The organism is Sphingopyxis sp. (assembly GCF_035565275.1).
Taxonomy (GTDB): Bacteria; Pseudomonadota; Alphaproteobacteria; order Sphingomonadales; family Sphingomonadaceae; genus Sphingopyxis.
Genome location: NZ_DATMST010000273.1, coordinates 24052 through 35408, shown reverse-complemented (window position 1 = coordinate 35408; position 11357 = coordinate 24052). Strand labels below are relative to the sequence as shown.

Genomic DNA, 11357 nt, shown 5'->3' with positions numbered 1-11357 from the left:
CGCAGGCCCGCAGCGCGGAAAGCCGCACCATCGCCTTGCGGCTGGACGACGAGACCGGTGACGCGCCCCTCTTCGGTGCGCGGCGCGAAGCCCACCCCGGCCTTGAGCGCGGCGGGCGACATTTCACCGCTGGCGGACGCGATGCTGGCAGAGGTGGAGCCCGTCTCGGTCGCCGGTGCGGGAGACGCGGTCGCGGGATTGGCCACCGGTGCCCCGCCGCTCTGGTCAAGGAACAGGCTTTCGCGCGCGCCGCCCCGGTCGAGAATCACATGATCGAAGGCAACACCGGCCAGCTTGACGCCAGGTGCGACCTCGTCGCCGACCGCGTAGCTTGTCTGGACATCGTCCTCGCCCGCGATGATCGCCGAGCCGCCGCCCGTCGCTTCGTTGAGATTGACGCCGAAGAGCGTGAGGCCAAGCGCCGTGACGGTCGCCGAAGCGGGTCCCTGCCCGCTGTTGCGGAAAAAGGGATCGAGGCCGGAAAAGAGCGCGCGTCGTTCGGCGGGCGATGCGATAACGGCCGATTGCTGCTGCCACGCGCCGAGCGGCGACAATGGCGTGAGAATGATCCAGAGCAAACGGACGACTTGCCATATCAGCAGTGCGCCCAGCAGTCCGACAAGCAGCGTCGGCCAGATTTCGCGCGGCGAACGCCGTCCGCCGCGCAACCATGAAGGCAGCGCGCGCGGCAGCCGAACGGCCGATCCGGACATCAGCGTTGCCATGAATTCTTCCCTGTCCCCCAACTGAAAAGGTCGTGCTCGCGAATCGCCTAGAGGCGATTGGTGACAATCAGTTGACCGGAAGATTACAGTTTTTTGACGGCCGGGCGAGTCCGCAGCGACGGCCCGAGGCGATCCTCCCCGGGACTTCGCTCCGGGGAGGATTTCACCATCAGAACTTGACCGACGCGCTGAGCGAGAAGGTGCGGCCCAGCTTGTAACGGTTGAAATAGATCTTGTTGTCGCCCGATTCCTGGACTTCCTGATAGTTGCGGCCAGTCAGGTTTCGTGCCTCGAATTTCAGCTCGATTTCCTTGTTCAGCAGGTTCAGCCCCTGCCGCGCGACGAAGTCGATCTGGATTCCGGGCTTTTCCTTGAGATCGGGCTGGCCCGACGGACCGCGGCTGGTCACGCGCGGGCTGGCATAGGTGACGAGCAGCGTCTGCTGCGACAGCTTGTCCTGATCCTCGAGCCCGATCTGGAAATTGACCAGATGATCGGACTGGCCGGTCAGCGGCGCCCCGTCGAAGAAGAAATTGTCCGCAGGCTGCACCACGCCGTCGATGACCGTCGTGTCGCCCGTCCCGACCTTAATTTTCGACTGGGTAAAGGTATAGTTGCCGATCAGCACGAGGCGGCGGCTGGCCCAGAAGGGCGCATCCGACAGCTGGTCGAGCGCGAAATATTTCTGCACTTCGATCTCGGCACCATAGAGCGTCGCCTTCGGCGCGTTCGCATAGCTGGTGTTGATCGAGGAATCGGAGATCGAGGTGTAGGCCTCGATCGGCTTGTCGATCGACTTGTAGAAGCCGGCGACCGACAGGCGCTGGTCCTTGGCGAAATACCATTCGTAACGCGCCTCGGCGTTCCACAGCTCGCTGTCGGTCAGCGAAGGGTTGCCGCGGAACAGGCGGTTCGATTCGGGATCCTGATAGACCTGCGCCACCAGTTCGCGGAACTGGGGCCGCGCGATCGTCTTCGACCCGTTGAGCCGGACCTGCATGTCGGGCGCGACCTCCCAGGTAAGCGTAACCGCGGGCAACCAATAATCATTGTCGAGGTCGGTCGCGATGATCGCCGACCCGCCGGTGTTGAACAGGTCGATCGGCGAGACCGTCTGTTTCGCCGTCTCGTAGCGGACCCCGGCGTTGATGTTGACCGTCGGAACCACTTCGGCCTGCACCTGCGCATAGCCGGCGTGCGTACGCAACTTGGCATCAAATGCCGCCGTACCGTCCTGCGCCGAGGTTTCGATCAGCGTGATATCATAAAGCTGGATCGTCGCGTCGGAGAGCAGATAGTCGGGGCGAAGCTGCTGCACGGCGAGCGGCAGGTTCGAACCGCGGAACAGGAAGGAGCGGCGTTCCGACACACGATGCGTATCGCTATAGGCATAGCCGACCGTCGCGGTGATGCGCGGCGCCACTTCGTACGAAAGATCGACGCCGCCCGACCACAGATCCTCGTTCAGATCCGAAAAGGCGATGCTCGCGTCGCCGCGGCTGCCGCCAAGGTCGTTGACGAACTTGTCGCCGACCGGATCCTGTTCGAGGGGAAGATTGGTCCGGACATAGGTGAAGGAGCGTTCATAGGGCGCTTCGCGTTGCGAATTGGCGTAACCGCCACGCAGGTCGAGTTTCAACTGGTCGAACTTGAATTCGCCGACGAACTGCGTGTTGATCAGCTGGCGCTCGTACCACGCCGTGTCCTGCTTCATGATGTCGCGGTCCGACTGGTTGCGGTCGGTACCGAGCGCGAGGCGCGCCTGCTTCAACGTGTCGCGGATATAGAGGTTGGTCCAGCGCAGCTTGTGATCGCCAAGCTCGAGGCCGAAACCGAGCAGGCCGTTCACCACCACGCGATTGTCGGTGACGACGCGATTATAGCTCGTCTGGGGTTCGCCCGACAGGTCGCGTTCGACCGACGTCTGCTGAAGCGTGTCGCGGGTGCGCCATTTGTTGCTGATGCCTGCGGTCGCAATGATGCCGAGTTCGCCGTCGGGAAGCGCGATCGTCGTGCCGCCGGTGATGCCCGCCGACCAGTTGATCGGGATGTGGTTGTTCTGCTGAAGCAGCGAGGTCGGGGCGTTGGACAATTCCATCGCCATGGCCTTCAGGTCGTCCTGGCTGAAATCGGCGCCCTCGAGGATGGGCTTGCCGCTTCCGAACGCCGTACGGAACAACGACGGAACATCACGTGTGCCGTCGTCGAAACCCGTCCAGTCGGTGTCGCTGCCATAATAGGTATAGCCGAGCTTGTTGGTCGTCTCGCTGTCCCAGCCGATGCCGCCCGAAAAGGTCAGGAACGGCTCGCGCGGGGTCGCCTTGGTCGTAAGATTGATCACGCCGCCGCCGAACTCGGCGGGGAAATTCGCCGAATAGCTTTTCTGGACGAGAGTCGAATCGATGACGTTGGTCGGAAAGATGTCGAGCGGCACGACGCGCTTCAGCGGCTCGGGGCTCGGCAGGGGCGAGCCGTTCAGGAGCGCGAGCGAATAGCGATCGCCAAGGCCGCGGACATAGACAAAGCCGCCGCCGACGACGCTGAGGCCGGTCACGCGCTGAAGCGATCCAGAGATGTCGCCTTCGCCGGTGCGCGCGATGTCGGCCGAGGACAGCACCGAAACGACTTCGGGCGTCGCGCGAACGACATTGGGGGTATAGCGGCCGGTAACGACGATTTCGGCATCGGCACCGCCGGGGATCGAAACGTCAGCTTCTTCTTCGGCCGGCGCCGGGGCATCGGCCTCCGCCGGCGCATCGGGTGCCGGCGTGCCGGCGTCCTGCGCCAGCGCCGCAGGCGCGACGAGGGCGGAACTGAGGAGAAGCAGGCTGGCGAAGATCGGCCGCTTGGTCATGTGGATTGTCCCCAAAATATTCAGGAAGGGAGCGGGCCAGCCCGAAAGGACCCGCCCGCTCCCCGGATTGGATCGCGAAGGATCAGGTCGTCGGGATGGCGACGCAGCTGCCGCTCGACGTTCCGAAGTCCGCCGTAGCCGAGTTGCAGGTCCAACCCTGGTACCAGGTGTCGTTGGCGTCGCGGACGGCGCCGACATAGGCGGTGGTGTCGAAGAAGGCGTTCAGCGTCTTGGCGTCGAACGGCGTGTAGCCGGTTTCGGTCGCTCCGTTGACGAACAGGTTCGCCAGCGTCGGCACATAGTTCGAACGGTTGTTCGTGCCGCTTTCGAAGATCGCCTGCACCTCAGCGTCGGTGACTGCGGGGCTGCCGCCGCCGCGGAAGGGCGTGGCGTTGCACTGCAGCGAGACCGAGCGGAACCGCGGCGGACCCTGTTCGTCGGCGCCCGCCGTCTGCGTCGTCGACGTGCTGTCGATGCGCAGGCATCGGAAACCGGGAGCGACGATCAGGCCGTTGGCGAAGGTATAGTCGGCGCCGCCGCGGATGCGGATCGCGGCGCCGTTGCCGGCCGCGTTGTTGCGATGGATGAAGGTGAAGTTCGAGATGTTCACATTCTGGCGCGGCACCGCATTTTCATTGCCGTCCGAGTCGATCTCCATGATCGAGTCGCCGACCAGCCCGCCGGCCCGCTGCGCCGCGATAACATACTGGATGTTGCCCTTGTAACCGACGTCGGTGTCGAGGCTGTCGTCTTCGGCGCCCGTGATCACCAGATGCTTCATGTTCACATTGCCGCCGAACACCTCGATGCCGTCATCCGAGCTGTTGTGGATCTGGATGTGATCGAGCTGCGTCCCCGTACCGGTGCCCGACGGGGTCAGGCCCTGAAGCTCCTTGTCGGGAGCAAGGGTAAAGCCCGAATAGCGGATCTGGACGTAAGACATGCGGCCCGAGCTGTCGGCGGTTTTGTCGCCGCCATATTGCGCGCCCGTCGCGCCCTCGGTTTCGCGGTAGCACGACGCGGTGCCCTCGACGACGCCCGGTCCCGGTGCAAAGCAGTCGGTGACGGGAGCACGGCCGAGCAGCACGACGCCGCCCCACATCTGCGACGCATTGTCATCGGGGGTGGCAACGACGTTGCCGCGGCCCGTGAAGACGATCGGCTGGGTCGGCGTGCCGATCGCGTCGATCTTGTTGCCGCGATTGACCGCGAGCCACGAGGCGCCCGTCGCGCCGAAAATGGTGACGCCGGGATCGATCGTCAGCGTGACAACGGTATTGGTGCCCGAAGGACCCTGATCGGTACCGACGTCGACGCGGCCGCCGAGCGAGTAGAGGACTCCCGCGACCTTGGGGATGGCCGTCGACGAATTGAAACGCGACGGAAATTCGCAGTTGCGCCAGGTGCCCTGCGGGCCGGTGATCGTGCCGCGGTCGGTCAGCTTTTCGGCGCCCGCGATGTCGGGGCACGCCGCAGCAGGGGTGACGCCCGTCGGGGTCGGCGTCGGGGTCGGCGTCGGAGTGGGGGTCGGCGTCGGGGTCGGAATGACGATCACGCCTTCGCCCGGCGACGCAACGCCGTCGGCGCCGCAGGCCGCAAGGATAGAACAGGCCACGCCGCTGAGCATGACCAAACGAACGCGTGCGAAAGCCGCCATGAAAATCTCCGTTCCCGGTGTGCGCTCGGGGCGCCCGATTAAAAACATGCCGCGAACGAGAAGAGATGTGCCGCCTCGCCCCCGGTGACGCCGCCACTAGGGTGATTCGATGACGGTCTGACGCCAGAGCGATGACAGTTGGGTGACTCTTTTGAGTCGGTTCGATGACATCGGCGAGGGCGCGCGATACCGCACGTTCGCGCCCGCGAAAATAAATGCGGCCAAGCTCGCTTGCATCACCCCGAAAGCTTTGCTAGGCGCCCGCTCCTACCTGGTGCCGGACCCGTCCGGACCATCATGATGTGCGGTCGTGGCGGAACTGGTAGACGCGCAACGTTGAGGTCGTTGTGGCCGAAAGGCCGTGGAAGTTCGAGTCTTCTCGACCGCACCAGTCAGTCCTAAGTATTTGGGATAACTCAGTTTTTCTTCAAGCCTGCCCAAAAAGGGCGGGCTTCTGCGCCCGTTTCGAGGCGTCGTTTTCATGCCTGAGGCGAGAGACTGAGATATTGAGCCGCGCGACGCCGGGAATCTGCCCGAAGTCTCCAGCCTGAAAATTCACGCCTCAATGGAATCGAGTGAGTTGCAGTCAGCTCATCATTTAGGATGCTGATCTCAGGACTGCGCGCCGAGTTGCCAGCGACTGACATGTCCGTACAACGAGGATAGCTCACCGCCGCCAGAAAGGCGAGCAATACCAATCTACAAAGCGGAGCCAATCATGCCGAGACGCTTCACACGACAAGAGTTCTACGACTTAGTCTGGTCGAAGCCGATCACGCACATCGCGAAGGATTTCGGACTGTCCGACGTAGCCATCCACAAGATCTGCAAGAAGAACGGCGTTCCCAATCCACCATTGGGTTATTGGGCCAAGAAGGCCAGCGGAAAGCCCGTCACGCAAACGGCCTTGCCTCCACCCGAGAGAGGCATGACCGATGCCATCGTGATTGCCGAAGGAAGTACCTTGTCCGAGCCCGACAGCCTCCGCGCGGCAAGGGAGCAAGCGAGGATCAACGCCAGTTCCGCAGTCGAGGAAGAGCCTGCAGCACCCCATCCCGTCTTGGAGCGCACCATCACAGCGCTCGAGAAAGCCAAGCCAGATGAAAGGGGGCTGGTGCGCTCCACCAAGGCGGGTTGCGCCAACGTAGCGGTCAGCCCCGCATCTATTGCGAGGTTGAGCCTAGCCCTCGATCGCCTGTTAGCCGCTGCCGCCGTTCAGGGATTCCAGGTGGTCAAATCCGAAAAAGGCGCGGTGTTTTCCGGTCATGATGTCCAGATCGCATTCAGCATCCACGAAACCGTAAAGCGCGTAAAACACGAGCTGACCGCGGCGGAACTCGCGGAAGAGGAGCGGCACAAGAAGAAGCTGCGACCCAACGACTGGTTCTCGGCCGATTACTTCCGCCGACGATTTCCTGAATGGGACTACATACCGACCGGCCAACTCGCCGTTGAGCTGGAAGACATATATTTCTCAGGCGCTGCACCCCGTCGCAATTTCCGTGACGGCAAAACCCAGAAGGTCGAGGCTATGTCCGAGGACATCGCTGTCGGTCTCGCGGTCTTTGCTGCTGCGAAGAAGGAGAAGGCCCGGCGAGACAAGGAGTGGGCCGAGCAACTGGAGATTGAGCGCCGACAGCGCCAGGAAGCTGCGCGCCGGCAGCATATTGCCAAGCGGCGCCACGAGGAAATGACAGACGTCTTGGCGGATGTCGAAAAAGCCGCACGTCTCCAGCAGCTCGTGAAGAACCTGAAGACCAAGATGCCGTCCGACGAACATCCACGGACGACCGAGTTCGTTGCCTGGGCAGAGAAGTACATCGAAATGTTGTCCGAGAACCTGTCGCCGGCACGGCTCGACGAACGATTTGCCGGAAAGCGCCTGTTCGGTCCGGACGACGATTACAACTTCTACCCAAGCCGCTGGTAGCCAAGAAGCCGCTCCTGATCGGCCCAGCCTCGCGGCAGGTCGATGGCCATAAGCCGTTTTCGGGTCAATCCTGCCGGCTGACTGCCATTCATGATCGCATTAACTAGGGGCGGCGATAGCCAGCTGATTTTGAGGAGCTGCGTCATCTGCTTCCGACACCGCCCTTCCCTCTCCGCAAGTTTGTGGAGCGCAACGTCAGGCGACGCCCTGACAAGCGCCCTAGTTTCGAAGGCTTCCGAGATCAGATCGACAAGCTTTTCATCACGCTCGATCTCTTGGCCATCACCTGCGGAGATCATCAACTTGGCCTCGCGGAATGGCTTCTGTGGCGGCGATGCCAACGTGAGATCCCAATCAGTTACATCAGCGCCATCGCCGACCAGCACGTCAGCGCCAATGCGGACGGCGACGTCTGCGGTATTGATCTGGACCCTTTTCACCAGCGAACGAACCGCCGCTTCTCGGCTGGACGGGTCTCCGAGGTCGTGGAGGAACCGATCGGCATTTGCGAACAGCAAAGCGAGGCGCGCGCCGTCCGTGATACCCGAGATGCGCCGGAGCTGATGCTGATCTCCGAGCAGGGCACGTAGATGTCCAACAATATATTGTTCCAGAACGCCGACCGAGATGCGTGTCACGTTAGCCCTCGCCTTGCGAACGAGGTCGCGACGGGATTGATAATAACGATAGCGGCGAACACCATTCACCGAGTAGTCGACCACCATCGGGCGACCGCCGGGATCGAATAGGCGATCGAGGAAGAAGGCGTCCTGCTGTCGGTTGGTGCCGTGCTTCCGGGGAGGCGCTTTTTCTGCAAGTCGGCTCTGCACCTCGTTCCACAATTCCTCATCGACGATCGGCTCGTGCTCCCCGGGATAGGCCTCGCCCTTGTGAACGATCATACCCCGATAGACAGGATTCTTGAGAAGATGGAACAGGCTCCCTCGGGCGAACGGGATGCCGCCGCGATGCGGACCACTGGTCTGACGCTGGATCTTGGTGCGGACTCCATCGGCGGCGAGGACGGCGAGCAGGATGGTCGATGATCCGCTCCCGACATAGCGCCGCATGATATGCCGGACCTGCTCCGCCTCTGCCGGTTCGACCACAAGCTTCCGATCCTTGACGACATAGCCGAGGGGAACAGGCCCTCCCATCCAGAGTCCCTTCTTCTTGGAAGCGGCAATCTTGTCCCGGATACGCTCGCTGGTGACCTCACGCTCGAACTGCGCAAAGCTCAGCAGGACGTTCAGCGTCAGTCGGCCCATGCTGGTCGTGGTATTGAAGGCCTGCGTAACCGAGACAAAGCTCGCTTCCTTTGCATCGAGGCGTTCGACAATCTTGGCGAAGTCCGCGAGGCTCCGAGTCAGGCGATCGACCTTGTAGACAACAATGACGTCCACCCTCCCGGTTTCGACATCGGCCAGCAGCCTCTGCAATCCCGGCCGCGCCATCGAGCCGCCTGAGAAGCCTCCGTCATCATAGTCATCGGGAATCAGCGTCCAACCCTCGTGGCGCTGGCTCAGGATATAGGCTTCGCAGGCTTCTCGCTGTGCATGCAGGCTGTTGAACTCCTGCTCGAGCCCATCTTCTGTAGATTTGCGCGTGTAGATTGCACAGCGCACGATCTTTCTGGCCACCGTCATGCCGGCAGGCCGAAGAAGCGTGGCCCGGACCATTTCCCGCCGGTGATGGCTCGGGCAATGGCGGTAAGCGAAGACCAATGCCGCCCCTCATATTCAAATCCGTTATCGACGACCGTGACGACATGACCGACGCCATGCCAGTCGCGGACGAGACGGGTACCGGGAGCAAGGTTGCGCGGGATCGGCTTTCCCCTACCCCGATCTCGCTGGCGCCGCGGCATTTTCGGCTCGGAGATCCCCGCAGCCCTGATCTGGATGCGGTAAGCGATGCCGAACTTGAGAAGTTGAAGCGAAAGCGAGGGTGCAGGTTCGCGGTACAGGCGGACCCACCACTCCTTCGCGCCCGCGAGATTCAGATTATCGACACTGCCGAGATCGAGCCGCGGCTTCGCCATCAGACCTGATCCTCACCGGCCGCAGCCGGGAGGTCAGCAACAGCTTTGCGGGGCCGAACGATCCGATAGCAGCTGCTTCCATCTTTCCGCTTCGTGCGTTCGATGACTTTTCCCTTCTTACGAAGGCCGGTGAGAAAGGCCCGGCAACTATGCAGCTGCCAACCGGTAGCAGCATTCATGTCAGCAATCGTAGCGCCAGGCGCCTTGGTGAGCATGGCTTCGACGATGCTGGCCTTCGACGGCGTTCGCTCGGTAGAGTTATTGTCGGACATCGTGGGTCTCCTTCATGGCAGCGACGCATGATCGAGTCGCTTCCACTGACCCAAGGCCGCCAGATCCTGGATTCTGCGGCTATTTCGATACGGTCCGTTCCCGTTCGCCGCGATCACCAATGCTCGAACTGCGACCACAGTCCAGCGGAATAGTCGCGCGGTCAAAAAGCTGCGTCTGGACTTGCGAGACGAATTGACGCGTATCGGTAGGTATGGCGAAAGCGAGCAAATCACTCTCCGGGCGACGCACAAAAATCTTCGCTGACCTCACTGCCTGCCTGGAAGATGCCCACGAACATGCGGTGGCGGGCCAAAACTCCCGACTGCCGGACGCAGACATCATCGCTGTAATCGACGCGATCAATTCATTTTTGGAAAGAGCGCAAAGATTACTCCAATCGGCGCTGGACATCTCCAAATAGAAGGCGGCTTTGCGCCCGATCTTAGACGTTGGGGCCGATGAACTTGCCGGCCCAAAGCTGTCGTTGAGTGCATTGGACACTCAGATTCCGCATCGAGGCCTCATTTGGTTTGTGTCGTGATCGGGCGTTATAGGATCGAGGCCCATCTCGCCGCGCATGTTCATCGCGCCAAAGATCGTGGAATGTTGCGCGGTTCGCGCCGGGCAAAACCATCGCTTTGTCGCGTCCGACGCCAAACTTCGCGAGCGATGAAAGCAAAAATATCGGTTTTCTGGGGTTTCTAGTATCTAGCGCTTGACATGAAATCAAAGTTATAAGGCCCCCGATTTGAACGATCGCACGAAATTCGATCGGATCGTCGGGGGATAAAGCTCAATGACCCGTACTGCGGTCGATCTTTTTTGTGGGTCCGGTGGTGTCACCCTAGGGTTGAAGGCGAAGCAATGGAAAGTTCTTGCGGCCGTTGACTTCGATCCAATCGCGGCGGCGACATATCGAGAAAACCATCCTGAGGTTGAATTTGTCGAAGCCGACATTCGCGAAAAAGATACTATTCGGCGTTTGAAAAGGGCGATCGGCGGAGAGACTGTCGACCTTCTCGTGATTTGTGCCCCTTGTCAGCCGTTCAGTAGTCAAAATCGAAAGAGAGGTAGCGATCCTCGGGAGCAGCTGTTAATCCACTCGCTGGCAGCCGTTAAAATCATCAAGCCTAAGTTGATATTCTTCGAGAATGTACCAGGGCTTGTTGGCCCGAGTTACAGGGCTGTCGTCGAAGAGCTTCGCAACGGCCTAAATGTGCTTGGTTACGCCGTGACTGACCCCCTATTGAAGGATGCCGCAGCGTACGGCGTCCCGCAGCGACGTAAGCGCTGCATTATGGTTGCAGCTCGTGGCGCGGCAGCGTTAGAGCGTTTTTTGAGCACTAACCTCACATGTGCGCAAAAGACGGTGGCCGATGCGATCGGAAAACTCCCAGCATTGGGGAATGGGCAAGCGGATCCCAAAGACAAGCTCCACCGAGCCCGGAGCCATTCCGAGATTGCCCTAAGGCGCCTTGCTGCGATTCCCAAAAACGGGGGCAGTCGAAAGAGCCTCCCTCCAGAACTCGAACTGGCATGCCACCGTGGGCAAAGCGGATTCCCGGACGTGTATGGTCGTATGAAATGGGAGGCGGTGGCGCCTACTCTGACTACCGGATGCACGGACATCACGCGCGGCAGATTCGCTCATCCGTTTTACGATCGGGCAATTACTTTGAGGGAAGCGGCCCGTCTGCAGACATTTCCCGACAATTATGTCTTTTTCGGCAATAGCTCACAGATATCTACGCAGATCGGCAACGCGGTACCTCCCGATATGATCTCCACGCTCACAAAGGCTTTTGAAACTGCCCTATCCACGACTCAACATGGCTCCTGACTTCTCCGTGCGGCAGCCGAAAAGAGCGCATAAGCAA

Annotated in this window: 8 protein-coding genes and 1 tRNA gene; 3 read left to right on the top strand and 6 right to left on the bottom strand. The window is 61.1% G+C overall.

All coding sequences use genetic code 11. The annotated features are described in order from the left end of the window. From VN047_RS18215 to VN047_RS18205, 3 genes are all read right to left on the bottom strand, one after another. Positions 1-725: type II secretion system protein N (locus tag VN047_RS18215; RefSeq protein ID WP_325545179.1), on the bottom strand; the 725-nt coding region annotated here is incomplete at its 3' end. A 169-nt stretch (positions 726-894) separates the two neighbouring features. Beyond that, positions 895-3579: a TonB-dependent receptor domain-containing protein gene (locus VN047_RS18210; protein ID WP_325545178.1), complete on the bottom strand. Its 2685-nt coding sequence runs from the start codon at positions 3577-3579 to the stop codon at positions 895-897. 82 nt (positions 3580-3661) lie between these two features. Further along, entirely contained in the window at positions 3662-5236 is a 1575-nt protein-coding gene (locus VN047_RS18205; RefSeq protein WP_325545176.1) for a hypothetical protein, read from the bottom strand. 304 nt (positions 5237-5540) lie between these two features. On the opposite strand from VN047_RS18205, the gene VN047_RS18200 reads away from it, so the two are divergent. Together VN047_RS18200 and VN047_RS18195 are read left to right on the top strand one after the other, a co-directional pair. Then, a tRNA-Leu gene (locus VN047_RS18200) sits at positions 5541-5627 on the top strand. Between the two features lie 327 nt (positions 5628-5954). Then, positions 5955-7166 carry a hypothetical protein gene (locus VN047_RS18195; protein ID WP_325545173.1) on the top strand — a complete coding sequence of 404 codons (1212 nt, stop codon included), beginning with the start codon at positions 5955-5957 and terminating at the stop codon, positions 7164-7166. On the opposite strand, the gene VN047_RS18190 is transcribed toward VN047_RS18195, so the two are convergent. The 3 genes from VN047_RS18190 to VN047_RS18180 are packed head-to-tail and all read right to left on the bottom strand — an operon-like array spanning position 7148 to position 9479. Then, the gene (locus VN047_RS18190) at positions 7148-8812 is read right to left on the bottom strand and encodes a recombinase family protein (protein WP_325545171.1); all 1665 of its coding nucleotides are present in this window, start codon (positions 8810-8812) and stop codon (positions 7148-7150) included. The genes VN047_RS18195 and VN047_RS18190 overlap by 19 nt on opposite strands. Next, positions 8809-9207: a DUF2924 domain-containing protein gene (locus VN047_RS18185; RefSeq protein WP_325545169.1), complete on the bottom strand. Its 399-nt coding sequence runs from the start codon at positions 9205-9207 to the stop codon at positions 8809-8811. Before VN047_RS18185 ends, VN047_RS18190 begins: the two co-directional genes overlap by 4 nt. After that, the gene (locus tag VN047_RS18180; RefSeq protein WP_325545167.1) at positions 9207-9479 is read right to left on the bottom strand and encodes a DUF3489 domain-containing protein; all 273 of its coding nucleotides are present in this window, start codon (positions 9477-9479) and stop codon (positions 9207-9209) included. Before VN047_RS18180 ends, VN047_RS18185 begins: the two co-directional genes overlap by 1 nt. Before the next feature lie 797 nt (positions 9480-10276). Here VN047_RS18180 and VN047_RS18175 point away from each other — a divergent pair. Next, positions 10277-11320 (top strand): DNA cytosine methyltransferase, encoded by a 1044-nt coding sequence (locus VN047_RS18175; protein ID WP_325545165.1) that lies wholly within the window; start codon positions 10277-10279, stop codon positions 11318-11320. The last annotated feature ends 37 nt before the right edge of the window (positions 11321-11357 follow it).

Excerpts from the sequence above, each read along its gene's own strand:
- VN047_RS18210 (WP_325545178.1), bottom strand. The coding sequence starts at position 3,579 with ATGACCAAGCGGCCGATCTTCGCCAGCCTGCTTCTCCTCAGTTCCGCC.
- VN047_RS18205 (WP_325545176.1), bottom strand. The coding sequence starts at position 5,236 with ATGGCGGCTTTCGCACGCGTTCGTTTGGTCATGCTCAGCGGCGTGGCC.
- VN047_RS18195 (WP_325545173.1), top strand. The coding sequence starts at position 5,955 with ATGCCGAGACGCTTCACACGACAAGAGTTCTACGACTTAGTCTGGTCG.
- VN047_RS18190 (WP_325545171.1), bottom strand. The coding sequence starts at position 8,812 with ATGACGGTGGCCAGAAAGATCGTGCGCTGTGCAATCTACACGCGCAAA.
- VN047_RS18185 (WP_325545169.1), bottom strand. The coding sequence starts at position 9,207 with ATGGCGAAGCCGCGGCTCGATCTCGGCAGTGTCGATAATCTGAATCTC.
- VN047_RS18180 (WP_325545167.1), bottom strand. The coding sequence starts at position 9,479 with ATGTCCGACAATAACTCTACCGAGCGAACGCCGTCGAAGGCCAGCATC.
- VN047_RS18175 (WP_325545165.1), top strand. The coding sequence starts at position 10,277 with ATGACCCGTACTGCGGTCGATCTTTTTTGTGGGTCCGGTGGTGTCACC.